16 protein-coding genes are annotated in these 20,361 nt (G+C 60.6%); 9 read left to right on the forward strand and 7 right to left on the reverse strand.

Going from position 1 to position 20,361, the window contains the following annotated elements:
• Positions 1–6: 6 nt before the first annotated feature.
• From flgB to CDO35_RS06690, 3 genes are all read right to left on the reverse strand, one after another.
• Positions 7–414, reverse strand: coding sequence for a flagellar basal body rod protein FlgB (flgB, locus tag CDO35_RS06680; protein ID WP_099523163.1), 408 nt, complete (start codon positions 412–414; stop codon positions 7–9).
• A gap of 364 nt (positions 415–778) precedes the next feature.
• Entirely contained in the window at positions 779–1,606 is an 828-nt protein-coding gene (gene cheR, locus CDO35_RS06685) for a protein-glutamate O-methyltransferase CheR (RefSeq protein WP_099523164.1), read from the reverse strand.
• A gap of 43 nt (positions 1,607–1,649) precedes the next feature.
• Complete coding sequence (locus tag CDO35_RS06690) at positions 1,650–2,582, reverse strand: chemotaxis protein CheV (RefSeq protein ID WP_099523165.1); 933 nt, start codon at positions 2,580–2,582, stop codon at positions 1,650–1,652.
• Positions 2,583–2,659: 77 nt separating this feature from the next.
• On the opposite strand from CDO35_RS06690, the gene flgA reads away from it, so the two are divergent.
• From flgA to CDO35_RS06710, 4 genes are all read left to right on the forward strand, one after another.
• Entirely contained in the window at positions 2,660–3,418 is a 759-nt protein-coding gene (gene flgA, locus CDO35_RS06695) for a flagellar basal body P-ring formation chaperone FlgA (protein WP_099523166.1), read from the forward strand.
• A gap of 135 nt (positions 3,419–3,553) precedes the next feature.
• The gene (flgM, locus tag CDO35_RS06700; protein ID WP_003460690.1) at positions 3,554–3,889 is read left to right on the forward strand and encodes a flagellar biosynthesis anti-sigma factor FlgM; all 336 of its coding nucleotides are present in this window, start codon (positions 3,554–3,556) and stop codon (positions 3,887–3,889) included.
• Between the two features lie 50 nt (positions 3,890–3,939).
• Entirely contained in the window at positions 3,940–4,407 is a 468-nt protein-coding gene (locus CDO35_RS06705; RefSeq protein ID WP_099523167.1) for a flagella synthesis protein FlgN, read from the forward strand.
• A 90-nt stretch (positions 4,408–4,497) separates the two neighbouring features.
• Positions 4,498–5,247 carry a flagellar brake protein gene (locus CDO35_RS06710; RefSeq protein ID WP_099523168.1) on the forward strand — a complete coding sequence of 250 codons (750 nt, stop codon included), beginning with the start codon at positions 4,498–4,500 and terminating at the stop codon, positions 5,245–5,247.
• A 4-nt stretch (positions 5,248–5,251) separates the two neighbouring features.
• Here the strand turns inward: CDO35_RS06710 and CDO35_RS06715 are convergent, their stop codons facing one another.
• Positions 5,252–6,580 (reverse strand): MFS transporter, encoded by a 1,329-nt coding sequence (locus CDO35_RS06715; protein ID WP_099523169.1) that lies wholly within the window; start codon positions 6,578–6,580, stop codon positions 5,252–5,254.
• 39 nt (positions 6,581–6,619) lie between these two features.
• Positions 6,620–7,861, reverse strand: a complete 1,242-nt coding sequence (locus CDO35_RS06720; protein ID WP_166432392.1) for a glutamine synthetase family protein — start codon at positions 7,859–7,861, stop codon at positions 6,620–6,622.
• 381 nt (positions 7,862–8,242) lie between these two features.
• Here CDO35_RS06720 and sstT point away from each other — a divergent pair, with 381 nt between their 5' ends.
• Positions 8,243–9,466 (forward strand): serine/threonine transporter SstT, encoded by a 1,224-nt coding sequence (gene sstT, locus CDO35_RS06725; RefSeq protein WP_099523616.1) that lies wholly within the window; start codon positions 8,243–8,245, stop codon positions 9,464–9,466.
• A gap of 77 nt (positions 9,467–9,543) precedes the next feature.
• Here sstT and CDO35_RS06730 read toward each other — a convergent pair whose 3' ends face one another.
• Positions 9,544–10,968 (reverse strand): diaminobutyrate--2-oxoglutarate transaminase, encoded by a 1,425-nt coding sequence (locus CDO35_RS06730; protein ID WP_099523171.1) that lies wholly within the window; start codon positions 10,966–10,968, stop codon positions 9,544–9,546.
• Between the two features lie 143 nt (positions 10,969–11,111).
• Positions 11,112–13,196 (reverse strand): TonB-dependent receptor, encoded by a 2,085-nt coding sequence (locus CDO35_RS06735; RefSeq protein ID WP_099523172.1) that lies wholly within the window; start codon positions 13,194–13,196, stop codon positions 11,112–11,114.
• A 417-nt stretch (positions 13,197–13,613) separates the two neighbouring features.
• Between CDO35_RS06735 and CDO35_RS06740 the strand changes: the two genes are divergently transcribed.
• Genes CDO35_RS06740 through CDO35_RS06755 form a run of 4 tightly spaced genes read left to right on the forward strand, consistent with a single transcriptional unit; the run spans position 13,614 to position 20,317 of the window.
• On the forward strand, positions 13,614–14,612 hold the full coding sequence (locus CDO35_RS06740) for a TauD/TfdA family dioxygenase (protein ID WP_425048529.1): 999 nt from the start codon (positions 13,614–13,616) through the stop codon (positions 14,610–14,612).
• An 8-nt stretch (positions 14,613–14,620) separates the two neighbouring features.
• Positions 14,621–16,075: a condensation domain-containing protein gene (locus CDO35_RS06745; protein ID WP_158233721.1), complete on the forward strand. Its 1,455-nt coding sequence runs from the start codon at positions 14,621–14,623 to the stop codon at positions 16,073–16,075.
• Positions 16,076–16,090: 15 nt separating this feature from the next.
• A complete protein-coding gene (locus tag CDO35_RS06750; RefSeq protein WP_099523174.1) occupies positions 16,091–17,143 on the forward strand; it encodes a TauD/TfdA family dioxygenase in 1,053 nt (350 codons plus the stop codon).
• 36 nt (positions 17,144–17,179) lie between these two features.
• On the forward strand, positions 17,180–20,317 hold the full coding sequence (locus CDO35_RS06755; RefSeq protein WP_099523175.1) for a non-ribosomal peptide synthetase: 3,138 nt from the start codon (positions 17,180–17,182) through the stop codon (positions 20,315–20,317).
• Positions 20,318–20,361: the final 44 nt, after the last annotated feature.

Genomic DNA, 20,361 nt, shown 5'->3' on the forward strand with positions numbered 1-20,361 from the left:
CGCTCCTTATTCGCCACGCAGGGCTGCAGTCAGCCCTTTGAATTTGCTATTGAGAAAGGTGAAGCTGGCCTGGAACTGCACCGAGTTTTCGGCGTAGTTCGATTGCTCGATCTGCAGGTCGACACTGTTCTGGTCCAGCGACGCGTGGAACGGCGTGCGGTACGGCAGTTCAGCTTCGCCGCTGCTGATGCCCTCGGCCGGAATGTGGCGGCTATCGGTGCGATTCAGGGAAACGCCACCACGCTGCATGCGACTGCTCTGCTCAGCCAGGACACTGGCGAAGTCCAGGTCACGAGCCTTGTAGTTCGGCGTGTCGGCGTTGGCGATGTTGTTGGCCAGCACCTCGGCGCGCTGGGCGCGGAAACCGAGGGCCTGTTCGTGGATGCCGAGTGCTCTGCCGAAGTTGATGCTCATGTTCCGAACCTTTGCCGCTTGGGCCATGTGGTCTCTGTTGCGAACTATCCAGCAAAGGCTGTGCCAACTTATTTAAATCAATAAAATCAATAGCTTATTGGATGAAAAACAGGGAAATAGCGGCAAAGCGGCAAGGCTTTACCGCCTATTGGCAAGCAGGCGGCAAAGCCAACCGGACAGATTGCCGCCCCGCCGAACCCTAGGGTGCGCCATGCGCACCGGCTCTTCAGCCCCGCCAGGTCGCTGGTGCGCACAGCGCACCCTACCCAACCGGTCACGTGCAGCCGAACCGTCATCTCCAGCTCTGGAAACGCAAACGGGAGGCCACAGGCCTCCCGTTGTTGATACCAAACATGCCTTGCGGTTATTTGGCCTTGTAGATGATCCCCGGACTGCACTGCACCATCTGGTACTTCTCCGGCAGGCCATTGAGCGCCTCGGAGGCGCCGAGGAACAGATAACCACCTGGCTTCAGCGTGGCATGGATACGCGTCAGGATGTCCTTCTTCACTTCTGCCGAGAAGTAGATCAGTACGTTGCGGCAAAAAACGATGTCGAACTTGCCCAATGCCGCGTAGCTATCCAGCAAATTCAGCGGGCGGAACTCGACACGGCTCTTGATCGGCGCCTTGACCTGCCAGCGCCCCGGCCCTTTGGGGTCGAAATAGCGCTGCAGACGCTCCTGCGAAAGGCCACGGCCCATGGCCAGGCTGTCGTACTCGCCGGATTTGCAATTGGTCAGCATCGACGGCGAAAGGTCGGTGGCAACGATCTGCACACCTGCCTTGAGCTGACCGAGGTTGGTGCGCTCGAACTCGTCGATGGACATCGACAGCGAGTAAGGCTCCTGGCCGGACGAACAAGCTGCCGACCAGATACGCAGGCGCTGGGCCGGGTAAGCCTTGATCAACTCCGGCAGCACGCGATTCTTGAGCACCTCGAAGGGATAAGTGTCACGAAACCACAGGGTCTCGTTGGTGGTCATGGCATCGACGACCTGCTCACGCAGGCCTCCGCGCGGCTGGCTTTGCATGCGCTGCACCAGTTCGCCCAGGGTTTTGATGCCGTTCTGTTCCATCAGCTTGTTCAGACGGCTGGAGACCAGGTACTGCTTGTTGCTACCAAGCAAAATACCGCAGGCCTTTTCCAGGAAAGTCCGGAACTGCTCAAAATCCAAATTACCTGAAGACACTAGTGCCGCCTCTGCAACCATAACGTTCGCCGAAGGTCGCCCTTCAGCCCCCATCCGATACACGAATGCGATCGACCACACGCGCCGCCAGATCATCTGGCTTGAACTTGGCGAGGAAGTCGTCAGCACCGACCTTCTTCACCATCGCCTGGTTGAACACACCGGAGAGCGAAGTATGCAGGAGGATATGCAGCTTCTGCATGCGTGGATCACTACGAATCTCCGTAGTCAGCGTATATCCGTCCATCTCGGGCATCTCGATGTCGGAAATCAGCATCAGCAGTTCCTTGTCGGGATTATGCCCCTCGTCCGCCATTTTCTTGAGGTAATTGAGCGCCTGACGGCCATCGTTCAGCGCGGTCACCTCAACGCCAACGGTCTGCAAGCAGCGAGAAACCTGCTTACGCGCCACCGAGGAGTCATCGACGATCAACACGTGCTTGGTCACCGCCTGACTCTGCACCTGATCATCGATGACGCCAACGGAGATCACTTCAGAGGTCGGCGCGACTTCGGCAAGAATCTTCTCGACATCGATGATCTCGACCAACTGCTGGTCAAGCCGCGTAACCGCTGTCAGGTAGTGATCGCGCCCGGTGCCCTTGGGTGGCGGATGGATCTCCTCCCAGTTCATGTTGACGATACGTTCGACCGAGCGCACCAGAAAACCCTGAACCTTGGTGTTGTACTCGGTGATGATCACGAAGCTGGTCTTCAAATCTTCCAGTGCGGCGCGGCCAGTCGCGATGGAAAGATCGAGAATCGGAATGGTGCCCCCGCGAATGTTGGCCACACCCCGCACCACCGGACTGGATTTGGGCATGATGGTGAGTTTCGGGCATTGCAGCACCTCTTTCACCTTGAATACGTTGATACCGTAAAGCTGTGGGCCTTCCAGGCGAAACAGCAACAACTCCAAGCGGTTCTGCCCTACCAGCTGCGTGCGCTGGTTAACCGAATCCATCAACCCGGCCATGCCCGGACTCCTTCTTGTCTAGTAACGCCTACCCCAATGAGCCTAGCAGGCGGCACGGGGCTTGCTTTGCATTGCTTATGAAGCAGAGAACGTCATCATTCCGTCAGCTACTGGCAAAGTGCCTTGTGCCCTTGCCCGTTTTACTCGCTTTGCCGATCCTCGGCTACAGCGCTACAGCGGCGGCGACCTTCACCAGCACTGAAGAACTTATCGGCGCCACTGAGGCCTTTCTTGAGCAGGCGACCACTGAATATCTACAGCGTAGCGAAATTCAGGGTCGCCATGAGATTCGCGTCAATCGCCTCGACCCGCGGTTGCGCCTGCCACTGTGTGATCAGCCGCTGACCACCACGCTGGAGAGCCCAGCTCAGCCGCTGGGCCGTGTCACTACGCGCGTGCGCTGTGACGGCAGCGCTCCGTGGACAGTATTCGTGCCCGCTGAAGTGCGCTTGTATCGCCCCATCGTCGTACTGACTCGCCCCCTCAAGCGCATGAGCGTAGTCAAAGCTACGGATTTGAGCCTGGTTGAACGCGATGTCGGTCAATTGGGTCAGAACTTTCTCACCGACCTGAATCAGGCGATCGGCAAGAAATTGACGCGCCAGCTCGGCAGTGACCAGATTCTTCTGTCTATCCACCTGCAAGTAGCCGAGGTCATTCGTCGAGGAGATCAGGTGGTGATAAGCGCTCGTGGCTCCACGGTCAACGTACGCATGCCCGGCGAAGCCCTGACCGACGGGGCCCCGGGCGAGCAGATCAACGTGCGTAACCTACGCTCGCAGCGAGTGGTTCGCGCTCGAGTAGTCGGGCCAGGGCAGGTAGAAGTATCAATGTAGGCATGTTTCTTGTAGCGCAAAGGTCTGGCGATTCCCTACACTGTTTAACGACGCGATGAAATTAATCCTAAAGTTTTCCTGGCAGCAGCCGAGAAGCATGGCAAGCGTCCACCATATCGTCTGAGGTTCTGCATCATGGTCATCGACTTCAACCGGCTGAACAATGCCAATACGCCCGCCAATGCGGGGCGTACCGGCGCGACTCAGGCTGGCAATCGCAATGAGTCGGCACAGCCGAACAAAGCGCCTGTCACCGGTACTGATGAACAGACCAACACCAAGAGCGGTGAATCGGTGCAACTGAGCCGTGAGGCACAGCAGTTGCAAACAATCGGCGAGAAGCTGCGTGATCAGCCCATCGTCAACAAGGAGCGTGTGGCCCAGCTGAAACAGGCCATCGCTGATGGCAGCTATCAGGTCGACAGCAAACGCGTCGCCCAGAAACTGCTCGACTTCGAATCCCAGCGCTAGTCTCAGGGCTGCGCTGGGGGTGTTGGACGCCCGACCCCCAAGAGCCCGCCATGAACGACACAGCCTTGCTTGACCTCTTCACCCACGATATCGGCACCGCCGGGCAATTGCTTGAGCTGATCGATAGCGAATTCCAGGCCCTCACCGAACGCGACCTGCCGCGCCTCGACAGCCTGCTCAGTGAAAAACAACCTCTGCTTGCCCTGCTTCAACAGCACGGCAACGAGCGCAGCCGTCTGCTGCAAAACGCCGGTCTGAGTGCAGATCGCGAAGGGCTCACCGCGCTGGCGAGCAAGTCCTCCGTAGGTGATCAGTTACTGGTACGCAGTGAGGAGCTGTCCGCTCTCCTGCAGCGCTGCCAGGAGGCCAATCTGCGCAATGGGCGTTTGATTCGCGCCAACCAGGCCTCGGTCGGCAGCGTCCTTGGTATTCTTCGCGGCGCAGAGACACCCGGCCTCTATGACAGCCGTGGTAGTGCCGCTAGAATCGCGCAGCAAAGACCGCTCAGCCAGGCCTGAGCCATCCCCCAACAAAAAGCACAGGGACATGCAGGCACTCTGCCAGTATGCTAGTGCCGTTATAGCTCATGAACCGGAGAGTTCCGTCCTGTGTCCAGCGCGTTCAACGACGAGAGCGGTCCTCAGCCGCCCAAGGTGCTCAAGACATCCGTCGAGATCATTGCCACCCTGCGTCAACTGCAACAGAACCACGATCCCCTGATCATTCAGTTCAGGGGACGCGGCCTGCGCTTCCAAAGCTACCTGGTTGAAATCGATAAAGACCGTGCTCGCGTGGCACTGGACGAAATCATCCCCAACGATGGCGAGCGTTTTCTCAAACAGGGTGAAACCTTCAACATAGAAGCGTTTCGCGACGGAGTACGCGTCGCCTGGACCTGTGATCATGACGTGCAGCTCGGCGAGCTCGAGGGAGCCCCCTGCTACTGGGCGCCGCTACCCAGTGAGGTGATCTATCACCAGCGCCGCAGCGCCTTTCGCGCACAATTGAAACAAAGCGATCTGGTCAAGGTTGTGCTCAATGGTGACAAGCTGCGCGAGCCGCTGCCAGGCCATCTGCTGGACATCTCGGCCACCGGCTGCAAACTGCGTTTCGTCGGCAATCTCAGCCAGCAATTAAGCAATGGCCAGGTGCATGAGCGACTCACCGCTTACCTGCCCTTTGGCAACATGACCTGCGCTGTGGAGTTACGTCACGTGCAATACGAGGACAAGGTCGACATGACCTTCGTCGGCACTCGTTTTCATCGCATGACCGGTCTGGAGCAACGCCAGGTCGAGCGCTTCGTCTATCAACTGCAACGCGAGGCCCGCCGCACGGAGAGCGACGGGGCCTTCTGACGCCCTACAGCCGCTGCTGCTCCGCCTGCGTTTTCTGCTGTTCCTCTTCAGCCGCCGTTGCCGCAGCGGCGGCAGGCTCCTGCATCTGCTCCTGCACCGTCTGCTCATCGACCCTCGGGTCGAGCGCAGCGACCAGCGGTGAACTGGTGACGTTACCCGGCATGGCCATATGGTGCAGCGGCGCGTCATCGACCTGATGCAAGTGAGTCACCACTTCAGGACGAATGCGCCAGACCAGAATCAACGCGCAAACGCTGACGAACACATAAAGCATGTTGGCGCCGTAGAAACGCATCAGCACGCCAGCCAGCAGCGGGCCGATGCAGGCGCCCACGCCGAAGGTGACCAGCAGCATGGCCGTCAAGGACACGCGGCGCTCGGGCTCGACGTGGTCATTGGCCAAGGCCACTGCCAGTGGGTAAAGACTGAACTGCATCAGGCTGACCAGAAAGCCAACGCCGAACAGCAAGCCGAGGAAGACCTCCGGCATTGCCGCCAGCGGCAAGGCAGCCAGCAGCAGCAAGACCGAACAGCCACGAATCAGGCGCACACGATCATGCCGATCGGATAGCCAGCCCAGCGGCCATTGCACCAGCAAGCCGGCAAGAATGCAGCTACCCATGAACAGACCCACCTGTTCGGTAGACAAGCCCATCCGCGTGGCGTACAGCGGCGCCAGACCGTAGAACGATCCGATCAGCAGACCGGCCACCGAGATAGTGGTCAGTGACAGCGGCACACGCTTGAGGAAGAAACGCAGCTCCAACGGCGCCGGATGCAAAGGTGCCGGGTGCAGGCGCCGGGTCAACGCCACCGGCACCAGGCACAGCGCGAAGCACAGAGCGACCAGCATCAACAGCTCCAACCCCAGCGTCGGATGCAGGACCAGAGCCAGCTGGCCGAGGATCAGCCCCAGATAGGAGGCCGCCATGTAGCCACTGAACACCAGGCCACGCTGTTTGACTTCCGCCTGCTCGTTGAGCCAGCTCTCGATGACCATGTACTGGCACATCATGCCCAGCCCCACCAGCATGCGCAGGAATAACCAGAACGGCAGCCACTCCACCAGACCGTGGCCAAGCACCGCTGCGGTAACCACCCCGGCGCAGGCCACGTAGGCACGGATGTGCCCGACCCGACCGATCAGCCGATGCCCCAGCTTGCCACCCAGTACCAGGCCGAAATAGTTGGCCGCCATCAACGCACCGACCCACAGACCATCCACGGTATCGGCCAGACGCAGTGCCAGATAAGTACTCAGCAAACCTGAGCCGAGCAGCATCAGCAGAGTGGCAAAGTACAGTGAGCGGAATGACTTCCAGATCAGTCGCATTGGCGGGTAAAGCTCCTTGTTCGGTAACCGGGATTGGCGTCAGGCCTGTGCGGCGAGAACACGGCGCTCCCAGGGCGTAATTTCATCGTAGAAGCTGGTCAGCTCCAGAGTCTTGCTGGCGATGTAACCTTCGATGAATTCAGCACCGAACAGTTCTATAGCCAGCTCGCTGCGTTTCAGACGCTCGATAGCGGCGTGCATGGTACAGGGTAGCGCCAATTCTTCTGGCACCTCGAACTCGCCTTGGATCGGCGCGCTCGGTTGCAGTTCACGCTCAAGACCATGCAGACCAGCGGCCAGGCTGGCGGCCAAAGCCAGATAAGGGTTGGCATCAGCCCCTGGCAGGCGATTTTCCACGCGTCGTGCAACGGGGACACTGGCAGGGATACGCAGTCCCGCCGCGCGATTGTCGGCCGACCAGCAGGCATTGTTCGGCGATGCATAGGGGTGGCACAGGCGCTGGTAGGAATTCACGTGCGGCGCGAAAAGCAGGATGAAATCGGCCATCGCCGCCTGTTGACCGCCAATGAAGTGGTAGAAGGCTGGCGTGGCCTCACCATTGTCAGCAGTGAAGATATTGCGGCCGCTACCCTGCTCCACCACGCTCTGATGAATATGCATGGAGCTGCCCGGCGTGTGCGCCAGCGGCTTGGCCATGCAGACCACGGACAGGCCATGCTTGAAGCCGACCTCCTTGAGCAGGTGCTTGAACAGGAAGGTCTGATCGGCCAACTGCAACGCGTCGCCATGCAACAGGTTGATCTCGAACTGACTGACACCCATCTCGTGCATGAAGGTGTCGCGCGGCAGCCCCAGCGCCTCCATGCAGCGATAGACCTCGGCAAAGAACGGCCGCAGGCCATTACCGGAACTGACACTGAACGCCGAGCCGCCGTCCTCGCGACGACCATCCAAGCCCACCGGCGGCTGGAATGGCTGCTGCGGATCAGGGTTGGCGGCAAACACGAAGAACTCCAGTTCGGTCGCCACCACCGGCTGCCAGCCATGCTCGGCGTAACGCGCCAATACCCCTTTGAGCAGGCCACGAGTGGACAGGCCAGAGCTGCGCCCGTCCAGTTCGTCCGCGTCGCAGATGGCCAGCGCGCGCGGCGACTCGCTCCAGGGCAGACGGTGGATCTGGTGAGGTTCGGCATTGAGCGCCAGATCACCATCGTCACCGCCGTAGAAGCGTGCCGGCGGATAACCACCCATGATGCATTGCAACAGTACACCGCGAGCGAGCTGCAAACGTCGCCCCTCGAGAAAACCGGCCGCGGTCATCACCTTGCCACGGGGGACGCCATTGAGGTCGGGGGTTACGCAATCGATCTCGTCGATACCCTGCAGCAGGGTTTCCAGGTCGCAGCGGCTGGCAGTGCTCATAATCTGTTGTCCTTGAATGACGCAAATACCGCTCTATGGCGGCGCAGCGTACAAAATACGCATCAGTCGTTCGATATTTCAAGCAGGCGAAGCTTACCGAGATGCGACACCGGCTTGCACCCTGTCGCCCAGTTGCCTGGCGCCTGGACCGAAGCCCGGCGAGGCTGTGCTAGAGTCGCGCGCTATTTTTTCGGCCCACCTCCCGAGGCGGTGCTGGAAGCCCTCTCGATCCAGGCTCAGCGCCACCTGCGCCGTGCTCAGCAACCAGAGAACCACGCGATGTCCCAAGCCATCCACCCTGCCTTGCAGCTCCTCAACCGCACCAGCCTGGTGACGCAGATCATCATCGGCCTGCTCGCAGGTATCGCCCTTGCCGTCATCGTTCCGCAGACCGCCCTGTCGGTTGGCTTCATCGGCAACGTTTTCGTCTCGGCGCTGAAAGCGGTGGCTCCGGTGCTGGTACTCATCCTGGTGATGTCGTCCATCGCCAACCATCAGCAAGGCCAGCAGACCCACATCCGTCCGATCCTGATGATGTACCTGATCGGTACCTTCAGCGCCGCACTAGTCGCGGTAGTGGCCAGCTTCGCCTTCCCCTCCTCGCTGGTGCTGAGCAGCCAGGCCGCAGAATTGACACCGCCCGGCGGCATTGGCGAGGTGCTCAAGACCCTGCTGATGAACGCGGTCGACAACCCCGTCAATGCTCTGTTGAAGGGCAACTTCATCGGCATTCTGGCCTGGGCCATCGGCCTCGGTTTTGCCTTCCGCCATGCCAGTACCAGCAGCAAACAACTGCTCGGCGACCTGTCCAATGCTGTCACCGCCATCGTCAAGCTGGTGATCCGCCTGGCGCCGCTGGGCATCTTCGGCCTGGTCGCAGCGACCCTGGCCGAATCCGGCTTCGACGCCCTGCTGGGCTACCTGCATCTGCTGGTGGTGCTGGTCGGCTGCATGCTGCTGGTGGCCCTGGTCATGAACCCGGTGCTGGTGTACTGGAAGATTCGTCGCAATCCCTACCCGCTGGTGCTGACCTGCCTGCGTGGCAGTGCGATCACCGCTTTCTTCACCCGCAGTTCGGCCGCCAACATCCCGGTCAACCTGCAACTGTGCAAGGACCTGAACCTGCACGAAGAAACCTACTCCGTCTCCATTCCACTTGGTGCCACCATCAACATGGCCGGCGCAGCAATTACCATCACCGTCCTGACCCTGGCGGCCGTGCACACCCTGGAGATCCCCGTCGACCTGCCCACCGCCCTGCTGCTCAGCGTACTGGCCTCGATCAGTGCCTGCGGCGCCTCGGGCGTGGCTGGCGGCTCGCTGCTGCTGATCCCGCTGGCCTGCAGCCTGTTCGGTATACCTAATGAGGTGGCCATGCAGATCGTCGCCATCGGTTTCATCATCGGCATCGTTCAGGACTCGGCGGAAACCGCGCTGAACTCTTCTACCGACGTGCTGTTCACGGCGGCTGCCTGCATGGCGAAAGAAGAACACCAGGGCTGAAACAAAAGAAGGCTTGTGCGATGCGCAAGCCTTCTTTCTATCACACGGAGCAAGAGCTCAAACTTGTCGTATGCAGCTCACTGCTGCGCTGCCAGAGCGAACCCCTGAACGGACTGGGCGGCCTGGTAGAGAATCTGCCCGACGAGGTCGATCTCGGCCTCGCTGATGATCAGCGGTGGCAGGAACCTGACGGTCGCCCCGTGGCGCCCGCCCAGCTCGACGATCAACCCGCGCTCCAGACAGGCACGCTGCAGTTTGCGCGCCCGTTCACCATCAGCTACGGGACGACCAGCACCGTCATTGCGGGACGGGTCGACGATTTCCATACCCAGCATCAGGCCACGGCCTCGTACATCACCCACCCAATCGAACTCGGCTTGCAGCCCCTGCAGTACACCTTGCAACCGAGTACCGACGTTACGCACGTGATCGGTGATGCCTTCGCGCTGAATGAAGCGCAAGGTGGCATCACCAGCGGCCATGGCCAACTGGTTACCACGGAAGGTGCCAGCATGGGCGCCCGGCTGCCATTGATCGAGCTCGCCACGATAGACCACCACTGAGAGCGGCAAACCGCCGCCGATGGCTTTCGACAGCGTGATGACATCTGGGCTGATCGAACTGCGCTCGAAGGCGAAAAGATCACCGGTACGGCCGATGCCGCACTGAATCTCGTCGAGAATCAGCGGAATGCCATGCTCACGGGTGATAGCCCGCAGCCCCTGCAACCAGCGATCCGGCGCGGGAATCACGCCGCCCTCGCCCTGCACCGTTTCCAGGATCATCGCGGCTGGCTGGGTCACACCACTTTCCGGGTCGCTGAGCAGATGGCGAATGTAATGCAGGTTGGCATCGATCGATTGCTCGCCGGACAACCCGAACGGACAGCGGTATTCATGTGGATATGGCAGGAACTGCACACCGGACAGCAACCCGCCCAACGCGCTCTTCGGTCCAAGATTGCCACTGATCGAGAGCGTGCCAAGGGTCATACCATGGTAAGCACCATGGAACGCCAGCACGCTCTGCCGCCCGGTTGCCGTGCGCGACAGCTTGAGCGCCGCCTCCACGGCATCCGCCCCGGTCGGGCCGCAAAACTGGATACGCGCGTCCTTGGCGAACTCACTAGGCAGCAGATCGAACAGGGTCTGCACGAAGGCATCCTTGATCGAGGTGCTCAGATCGAGGGTGTGCAACGGGATGCCCGATGCCAGGGTTCGCTGGATCGCCTCGATCACCACCGGATGATTGTGCCCGAGCGCCAGCGTACCGGCACCCGCCAGGCAATCGATGTAGACCTGCCCTCGCGAATCCTCGACGTAAACACCCTGTGCCCGCTTCAACTCCAGCGGTATGCGCCGCGGATAGCTGCGCGCATTGGACTCGCGCTGTGTTTGCCGTTGCAGCAATGGCGTGCTGTCGAGGCAGTAGCGCTGGCTTAGCCCAGTATGGCGATGCCTTAGTTCGAGAGGAATGTTCGTTGTCGGGGTAATCACGCTCATGATGGCCTCCTCGCTTCACACAAGTAGTGCGTTCTCTGACGGCAGCCCTTCGAAAACTTCGAAAGGAACGAGACAACGAACCTTGAATAAGTCGTAGGCGGCGACACCTTTGTCGCCGCCCTCCCTACCTGCTCTTACTTCCTTTAGAAGTCGTAACGAGCAGCTACGCCCAGGGTCATTGGCGCACCGACATCGAGCAGGTCGTCGCTCTGGTTGTTGGTGATGTATTCCTCATCGAAGAGGTTGTGCACATAACCGCTGAGGGTCAGGTTGCCAATAGGCAGCTCAGCGTTCAGGTTTACCAAGGTCACGCTGTCATTGCGGCGTACCTTGGTGATTTCACGTGCGCCATTGGCATCGAAGTTGGAGATGCTCCGCCCCTGATAAACGACATTTCCACCTATCATCAGACCGTTGTTGAAGGTGTAGTTGGCTCCCAGGTTGGCCATCTGTTTTGGCGCATAGACGAATTCGTAACCACTGAGATCCACGCCATCGCGGACGAACGACTTGTACTTGGTATCGTTGTAGGCGAACCCAGCATTGACCAGCAGTTGCGATGTCACCAGATACTCGGCGGAGAACTCCAGACCCACCATCCGGCTCTTGGCCGCGTTGGCTACTTGGGTGGTGCCATCGGCAATATTGCGGAACGACACCTGCTGGTCCTTCCACGTGGTGTGGTAGAGGTTGGCCGTGGTACGCAGACGGCGGTCCAGCCAGTTGCCACGCCAGGCCAGCTCATAGGTACTGGTGAACTCAGGATCGTAGCTATCGTGGCGAGAGCGGCTGCGAATGTTCACACCACCACTGCGATAGCCGCGCTGCCAGGTCAGTCCAAGCACCTGATTATCGGTCAGGTCATGGCTGATACCGATTTTCGGTAGCAACACGCTGGAACTGAGATCACGATCAACCGAAGGGTCGGTTGCGAGGCTCAGCACATCGATGGGGTAATTGATCTTGGTGTTGTTCTTTTCATGATCCCAGCGCAGGCCAGTGATCAATTGCCAGTCGTCCACGAACTCCCAATTGAGTTCACCGAACAACGCGTGGCTGTTGATTTTGGTCTCCCCCTTCTGATTCAACAACACCGTCCCGTTGTTGACCAACTGATCGTCGATCTCGCCTTTTGAACGACCCAGGTATACGCCAACTACACCATCGAGCCGATCTGACGCATAACCCATGCGTAGCTCCTGGCTACCCAAAGTCTGTTCATGATGGCGGGGAGATGTCTGAGTCACGCTCGTCAAGCGGTCGAAGTCGAGAATGGAGTCGTACTTGGACCAGGTGCCAGAGGTGACGCTGGTCAGAGTCCAGAAGTCGTCCAAACGATAATCGACTTTGGCGGTGGCGGTGTTCTGGTTGAGCGTGTTGTAGGTCTCGGTGTTCTCGTAAATGCTGTAGTAATCGGGCTTGCCGTTGGATGCGGCCGTGGCATTAAGGCCACTGCGCTGCTTGGTACGGCTGAAGGTCAGCAGCACGTCCATGTCGTCGGACGGCAGAATAAGGAACTTGCCTCGAATATTGGACGAGCGCAGCTGGTTGGCGTCCATGTCCAGGAATTCGTTCTCGATATAGCCGTCAGACGTCTGGTAATCGACAGCCAAGCGCCCGGCGATGATGCCATCGACCAAAGAGCCGTTGGCCATGGCCGACGCCCCACGCTCACCATACTTGCCTGCGTTGCTTCTCACCGAGAACTCGGGATCGAAAGTCGGATCCTTGCTCTTCATGATGATGGCACCTGCCAGAGAGTTACGTCCCTGGGTGGTCGACTGGGCGCCACGGTAAATTTCCACCTGTTCCATGTCCCACAGCTGCATTGGATTGTGAGTGAGCAGACGATTGACCTGCAGTGCATCGTCGACATAGACGGACACGGCACCGTTCATCGCAGCGGGCCCCTGGTCATCGAACCCACTCACCGGAATACCGCGAATACCCCAGTTCTCGTTCCCCGACTGAGCGTAAACGCCCGGCGTACGATCCAGCACCCCCTGAAGATCCTGGTCGCCATGGATGCGTATGTCTTCACTGGTCACCACCGCAACGCTGGACAGCGTTTTGTCCTGGCTGCGCTGGATCTTCTCCCCCGTGATGACCACTTCCTTGAGCTGCAGAGCTTCCTCTTTCTTGGCCTCTTCGGCTGCCAGCAGCGGAGTCGCAGCCATCAGACCGGACGCTACAGCCAGCGCCAACGTGTTCTTCTTGAAATTGCTCATTTGCCCCTCGGCTCCTTCGCCTGTGCTTATTTTCGAAGCGAACGCACGGCCGCTTCCTACTCCTCCCCAAGCTTCGGCGGCAGAAGCCAGAAGCTCACAGGTGCGAAATATTATCGACTGCAAGAATATTTGCAATCTTTACGATAGTGATTATCATTTGAAATCTTCTTGCAAGTAGAGCAGTCATGCAGGAAGCCGATGCTGCATTGCCGCATCACTCCCGACATAAACCTCTTGAATGGAGGGATGGACTTTGGTCCTTCGTCTACACGGAAGCCCAGCTCACACTGCTCTACTCATCGAGTGCTCTGCCATAGCCGGGCAGCGCTCGGCCAGGAGCCTCGAGCAATCGCTCGGCCCTGCTCTATCCCTGCACCCGGCAGAACCACCGCGCTTTACCGTAAGGATCGCCCGCATATGAATCAGCTTGCCGACGTACTCGCGGCCGAAGCTTTTCGTCCGTCCCGCGTGCAGGATGGCTGCATGGTCACCTCACTGCTGGACGACCATCCGCTCCCCCTCTTGATTGCCAGCCAGGAAGGCCAGTCGATCCATACCCTGAGCGAGTCATTGCGCGCTCTTGCCATCGAAGCCTTGAGCACGACAGGCGGCGTATTGCTGCGCAACTTCAAGGTGCCGACACCATTGGACTTCAAGCGCTTCGCGGCCAGTTTCGGCATGCCCCTGGGCACCTACGAGTTCGGCTCCACGCCGCGCAGCAAGGTGTTCGCCGGCGTCTACAGCTCGACCGAATACCCGGCGCACCAGAGCATTCCCCTGCATAACGAGCAGTCCTATACGCGCCAGTGGCCATCGCGCATCTGGTTCCACTGCATGACACCGAGCCAGACCGGCGGGGAAACCCCAATCGCCGACAGTCGCCAGGTGTACCAGGCGATCGATCCGGCCATCCGCGAAGAGTTCATCGCCAAGGGCTTGCTCTATGTACGCAACTACAGCAGCGCCCTCGACCTGCCCTGGCAGCAGGTGTTCAACACCGATGACCGGGTCAAGGTCGAGCAGTACTGCCAGTCTCAGGGCATCGACTGGAACTGGTCGGAAGACGGCGACCTGAGCACTCGCCAGCTATGCCAAGCGGCCGTCCGCCACCCTGTCAGCCAGGAGTGGGTGTGGTTCAACCAGGCCCACCTTTTCCACATTTCCGCCATGGAACAGAATCTGCGCCAGACGCTGATCGACGCCGTCGGCGAAGAGCAGTTGCCGCGCAATGTCTATTTCGGCGACGGCACGCCAATCCCGGACGCCACTCTGGATGCCATTCGCGCTGTCTATGCCGAGACCTGCGTGGCTTTCCCCTGGCAGGCCGGCGACGTGCTGATGCTCGACAACCTCCTGGTCGCCCATGGCCGCAATCCGTTCAGCGGTGACCGCAAGGTCATCGTGGCGATGGCCTAGTGATGAATATGGATAACCCCATCCCTGCGCTACGCCCTCTGAGCGAGGCCGATGCACGCTGCGTACGCCAGTCATTCGCCCAGAGCCGCCTGTGGTTCCTGCATCAGTTGGAGCCAGGGCGCGCCCAACACAACATCCTGGTGCGCATGGTGCTGCAAGGCCCGGCCTTGCAGGCCGAACGCCTGAAACATGCGCTCGATGCACTGTGCCCACGCCACCCGGTGCTGCGCGCCTGCTACCGCACGGCACAGTCCGGCCCGGAACAATGTCAGGCCGAGCGCCAGTCCATCACCCTGGAGCAGCATGATCTCAAAGGTCTGAGCACCGAGGATCGCAACCACGCCCTGCAGGGCCTGCTGCACACGCAGCAGAACACCCCTTTCGACCTGGAGAACGGCCCGATGATGCGAGCCTGCCTGCTCGATCTCGACGTCGCTGCGCAGGAGCTAATCATCGTCATTCACCACATCGCCTTCGACGGTCGCTCGGGGGAAATCCTCCTGCAGGATTTGGCGCATTACTACACAACCCAGGAACCTGGCGCACCAGTTCCTGGCAGCTTGCAGTACGCCGATTTCGCCGCCTGGGAACCTCTCTACATCACACCCCAGCGAATCGAGAGCGAAATCGCCTTCTGGCGTGACCACCTGGCCGGCATGCCGCTGCAGCTGGAGTTCGCCCGCCGTGTGCGCAGCGAAGGGCCAGCGCTGGGTGGTCGGTACGCCTTCGTCATCCCTGCCGCCAGGGTCGAGCGACTCAAGCAGACATCGCGCCGCCTACGCCTACCGCTATTTGTGACCCTGACCGGGCTGTTCCAGGCATGGCTGCACTACCTCAGCGGCCAGCACCGCTTCCTCATTGGCACCGATGTGCATGGTCGCGACCTGCCGGCGCTGCAGGACATCTTCGGCTTCTTCGTCAACCAGCTCACCCTCAAGTGCGAGCTAGATGACGAACTGAGCCTCGGCGAGCTGTTGGCACGGACCCGCCAGACCATCCGCGAGGCCCACGCACATCGCCAGTTGCCCTTTGATCTGCTGGTGTCGCAGTTAGCACCACAGCGCAAGACGGATCGCTCGCCACTGTTCCAGGCCAAGTTCAACTACCAGCGTGATCGCTTCAGCATCGATGGACTCGGAGAAGCTCGCCTCGTCCACACCCAGGTGATCCAGGATCTGGCCGGCTTCGATCTGGTGCTCGATCTGATGCATCGCAACACAAGCATCGAAGCCACACTGGAGTACGACCGACGCTTGTTCAGCGCCGACGAGATCGAGCGCTTCGCCAGTTTCTGGCAGTCCCTGCTGGACCAGGTCGACGACCTTCTGGAGCGATCGATCAGCGAGCTGCGCGCGCGACTGCGGGGCTGGGACGACACCTACCTGCAGCAGCAACAGCACGCGCATCACGACCAAGGACGCGCACGCCTGGGCAACACCCAACGCCGCGCCATCAGTCTATAGCGACCAGGAGCCCGCATGACCGCCATTCCGCCCTCCGGCAATCGCCCCGTCGCCGGGGCCGCCCGACGAAAACCCATCGTGGTCTCCCAGCAGAACATCGTCAGCGAGCGCCTCTTTGAACCAGGCTGGGAGCTGCCCTGGCTGGTCGAACCGAATTTGCCGGGTGTCGACCTGGTGCAGTGGGCTGCACAGAATAGCGACAAGCTTGAGCAGAAATTACTGGAGCATGGCGCCATTCTGTTCCGTGGTTTCGACGTTCAGTCCGTCGAGCGTTTCAATGCCGTCATCGGCTCGCTGTCTTCCGGGGCCCTTGAATACATGTTTCGTGCCTCGCCCCGTACCCGGGTCGGCGGCAATATCTACACCTCGACCGACTACCCGGCCGATCAGGTAATTTTCCCGCACAACGAGCACTCCTACTCCCCACGCTTTCCACTGCGTCTGTTCTTCTATTGCCACCTAGCCTCGGAAACAGGCGGTGAAACGCCCATCGGCTCGGTACGACGAGTCAAATCCCTGATCCCTGAACAGATCATCGAAACGTTCCGACGCAAGAAGATTCTGTACGTGCGCAACTATGGCGATGGCTTTGGCCTGCCCTGGCAATCGGTATTCCAGACCGACGACCGCGCCGAGGTAGAAGCCTACTGCGCTTCGGTCGGCATCGAGGTGGAGTGGAAGGACGGCAATCGCCTGCGCACACGCCAAGTGGGCTCCGCGCTGGCACGCCACCCTCGTACCGGCGAGGAGGTCTGGTTCAACCATGGCACCTTCTTCCATGTGACGACCCTGCCTGTCGCCATTCGTGACTCGCTCGGCGCAGGTTTCTCAGCGATGGATCTGCCCACCAACACCTTCTATGGCGACGGCAGCCCCATCGAGCAGAACGTGCTCGAGACCCTGCGCGCCGCTTATCTGGATTCACTGGTGAAATTCCGCTGGCAGCGTGGCGATGTGCTGATGCTCGACAACATGCTCTCTGTGCATGGCCGCGAGCCTTACAGCGGCCCCCGCAAGATCTACACCGGCATGGCCGAAGCCACCGCTGGCAGCGACGTACAGCTCTGATACGTCTCTTCTCACTTTCGCTCACGAGGAAATGCCATGTCGGCTCTGACAGGTTTTCGTATCTCTCCACAACAGGCACGAGCCTGGCGCGCGACCCAGTCCGGAACCACGAACGACGCCGCTAGCCGGCTGGTTATCGATGTAACGCTGGCGCCGTCACCCTCCGATATCGAGGCGCGCCTGCATGCCCTGGCCCAACGCGAGGAAATCCTCAGTACCACCTTGCATGCCATGCCGGGTATGGCTTTGCCGATCCAGGTCATCGAGGAGCAGCCACGTGTCACCTTCGTCGCCGAAGACTGGCGTGATGACGAAACCGCCCGCCGTGATGCGCTGGCCAACGACATATTGGGATCAGGCAGCGTGCTGTCCGTGCGCTACGCGCGCGTCGGGCAAGAGCGCTGGCTGCTCTGCCTGGAAGGTGCCCCCAATGCCCTGGATCTTGCCAGCCTGACCTTGATCGCAGCCGAACTGCTGGGCGCAACGGCCCCGGAACGCCTGCAGTATGTCGATTACGCGGAGTGGAAGAACGGCCTGCTGGAAGATGAGAGCGATGGTCAGGCTGCACGCTTCTGGCAACAGACACAGGCGGAAAACGCTCCCCTCGCGCTAAACGCGCTACAAACAGCGAGTGGCGACACACCGTGCGAAGCAGCGCTGCATCGGCTTTCCGGTTTGCCCTCGCGTGCTGACCTCGAAGCATTGGCCACACGGGCCGGAGCGAAGCTCGATGAATGGCTCTTCGCTGCCTGGTCTGTGCTGATAGCGCGGCTGAGCGGCCAGCAACGAATCCAGCTTGGCTGGCAGGACGATGGTCGCGGTGAAGGTCTTGAGCAAGCACTGGGCCTGTTCGAACAGCGCTTGCCAGTACACATTGAAGTCGACCTGCAAACAGCGCTCACGCCTCAGATCGCCAATCTACTCGCGCCACTGCGCCAGGCCATCGGCTGGCGCGATCATTACAACAGCGAACAGAACTGCCCTCTGTATTTCGCCTGGCGCGAACTCGATCTGGCAAAAGAGCTGGGTACACCAACCGCAGCGAGCGGTTTGCAATCACCGTTCGCACTGGGCATGGAGTGCCATGCAAACGGCAATGGCAAGCTGGAACTGCACCTGGCCTACGACCGGACACGCTTCGACTCTACGGCCATCACCTACCTGGAAGAGCAATGGGCCTGCCTGCTGCAAGGCCTGGGGACGGGTGAGTCGGCTCTCGGCGCCATTCCACTGTTCGGCCCGCACCAGGAGCAAGGCCTACAGACCAGCAGCGTACACGCGGTTGTGCGTGATGCCAGCGTACTCACGCTGATCGAGGAACGTGCCCGGACCAATCCCGATGCGCCAGCGCTGGTCGATGCCAACGGCATGACTCGCTATGGCGAGTTGATGACACAGGTCGATGCACTGGCTCGACGCTTGCGTACCGAGGGCATTCAAACCGGCGATGTGGTCGGCATCCTCATGCAGCGCGGGCGCCAGGCCATCGTCGCCATGCTGGCGGCACTGCGAGCCGGCGCGGCCTATGTGCCTCTCGACCCGGCCTATCCAGCCGAACGTCTGAGCTACATGATCGACAACAGCGCGGCACGCCTGCTGCTCACCACCGAAGATCTGCAGGCAGGCATCGACACGACAGTAGCCACCCTGCCGATAGAGACCGTCCACGCAGCAGCCAACGCTGATGAAACGCCTCTGCCAGATATCGCAGGCGAGCAGACCGCCTACCTGATCTACACATCAGGGTCTTCCGGGCAACCCAAAGGCGTGCCGATCAGCCACGCCGCCCTGAGTCGTTCGACCCAGGTTCGTATGGCCTTCTACCCCGAGCCGGTGCAGGCCTACCTGCTGCTCTCGTCGTTGTCTTTCGACAGCTCCGTGGCGGGCATCTACTGGACACTGTGCCAAGGCGGGCTACTGGTGCTGCCGGCCAACGGCGAGGAGCTGGATCTAGAGGTGCTCGCAGGCCTGATCGAGCGTCATCGCGTCAGTCACAGCCTGTCGCTACCTTCGCTCTACGAAACCTTGCTCGACTACTGCAACGCCAGCACCCTCGCCCACCTGCGTACCTGGATCGTGGCCGGTGAGCCCTGCACGCCGCGCGTACTCGCCAAGCACCGCAACAAAACGGCGCAAGCGCAGTTGGTCAACGAATACGGGCCGACCGAAGCTACCGTCTGGGCCACTGCCGACGTGCTCAGCGATACCACGTCCGACGACAGCATGATCAGTATCGGTCGCCCCATTCCCGGCATGCTGCTGTGCCTGCTGAACGAACATGGCCAGCTGGCCGCCATTGGCGAGCCCGGCGAGATCCACCTCGGCGGCCTGACCCTGACCAGCGGCTACCTGGGCCTACCCGAGCAGACCGCCAGCGCCTTCGTGCGTTACCCGCACATCGCGGCAGGCCAGCGGCTGTACCGCACCGGCGACCTCGCCCGACGTCGCGTCGACGGTCGCCTGGACTTCCTCGGTCGCCGCGACCAACAGATCAAGATCCGCGGCCACCGAGTCGAACGGGGCGAAATCGAACGCGCGCTGCAGAGCCATTCCGAGGTACGCGAAGCCGTGGTTATCGCCCAGGTTCACGAAGGTAGTGCCCGCCTGATCGCCTATTTCACCGACCGCCATGGCTACGCCCCCGACGCTCAGGCGCTGAACAGTTTCCTGCACGATCGCCTTCCGAGCTACATGGTACCTGCCGCCTTCATCCACCTGCCGGCCCTGCCACACACGCCCAACGGCAAGCTCGACCTCAACGCTCTGCCCGACCCTGATCACCTGGTTGCCGCCAATGCAGCCTACGTGGCACCGCGTAACGACATGGAGGTCGCACTGACCGAGATCTGCCAGCAGGTACTCAAGCGCGAGCGCATCGGCGTACAGGACAACTTCTTCCAGATCGGTGGCGACTCCATCCTCAGCCTGCAGATCGTCTCGCGTGCCAACCAGCAAGGCATCCGCCTCAGCGCCAAGCAGATATTCGAGAGCGAGACCATCGAGCGCATGGCCCAGGTCGCCACCCGTGGCACCGCCGAAGACAACGCGCCAGCGGCGTGTGCCGCCGCCCCAGAGGACAGCAAGGCGCCGCGGACGGCGGCAGATTTCCCCCTTGCCGATCTCGACGACGCCGCCTTCGGTGACCTGCTCGCGGAACTCAATTCGACCGACTGAAACGGGGCCCTGCCTGAACGCCCCTTCACCCACTTATGCACCTA

The sequence above is a fragment of the Pseudomonas sediminis genome, assembly GCF_002741105.1.
Lineage (GTDB): Bacteria > Pseudomonadota > Gammaproteobacteria > Pseudomonadales > Pseudomonadaceae > Aquipseudomonas > Aquipseudomonas sediminis.

What these genes read in the sequence shown, in the direction of transcription:
- flgB (WP_099523163.1), bottom strand. Translation starts at nt 414, where the DNA reads ATGAGCATCAACTTCGGCAGAGCACTCGGCATCCACGAACAGGCCCTC.
- CDO35_RS06690 (WP_099523165.1), bottom strand. Translation starts at nt 2,582, where the DNA reads ATGGCCGGGTTGATGGATTCGGTTAACCAGCGCACGCAGCTGGTAGGG.
- flgA (WP_099523166.1), top strand. Translation starts at nt 2,660, where the DNA reads ATGAAGCAGAGAACGTCATCATTCCGTCAGCTACTGGCAAAGTGCCTT.
- flgM (WP_003460690.1), top strand. Translation starts at nt 3,554, where the DNA reads ATGGTCATCGACTTCAACCGGCTGAACAATGCCAATACGCCCGCCAAT.
- CDO35_RS06705 (WP_099523167.1), top strand. Translation starts at nt 3,940, where the DNA reads ATGAACGACACAGCCTTGCTTGACCTCTTCACCCACGATATCGGCACC.
- CDO35_RS06715 (WP_099523169.1), bottom strand. Translation starts at nt 6,580, where the DNA reads ATGCGACTGATCTGGAAGTCATTCCGCTCACTGTACTTTGCCACTCTG.
- CDO35_RS06720 (WP_166432392.1), bottom strand. Translation starts at nt 7,861, where the DNA reads ATGACCGCGGCCGGTTTTCTCGAGGGGCGACGTTTGCAGCTCGCTCGC.
- sstT (WP_099523616.1), top strand. Translation starts at nt 8,243, where the DNA reads ATGTCCCAAGCCATCCACCCTGCCTTGCAGCTCCTCAACCGCACCAGC.
- CDO35_RS06730 (WP_099523171.1), bottom strand. Translation starts at nt 10,968, where the DNA reads ATGAGCGTGATTACCCCGACAACGAACATTCCTCTCGAACTAAGGCAT.
- CDO35_RS06735 (WP_099523172.1), bottom strand. Translation starts at nt 13,196, where the DNA reads ATGAGCAATTTCAAGAAGAACACGTTGGCGCTGGCTGTAGCGTCCGGT.
- CDO35_RS06740 (WP_425048529.1), top strand. Translation starts at nt 13,614, where the DNA reads ATGAATCAGCTTGCCGACGTACTCGCGGCCGAAGCTTTTCGTCCGTCC.
- CDO35_RS06745 (WP_158233721.1), top strand. Translation starts at nt 14,621, where the DNA reads ATGGATAACCCCATCCCTGCGCTACGCCCTCTGAGCGAGGCCGATGCA.
- CDO35_RS06750 (WP_099523174.1), top strand. Translation starts at nt 16,091, where the DNA reads ATGACCGCCATTCCGCCCTCCGGCAATCGCCCCGTCGCCGGGGCCGCC.
- CDO35_RS06755 (WP_099523175.1), top strand. Translation starts at nt 17,180, where the DNA reads ATGTCGGCTCTGACAGGTTTTCGTATCTCTCCACAACAGGCACGAGCC.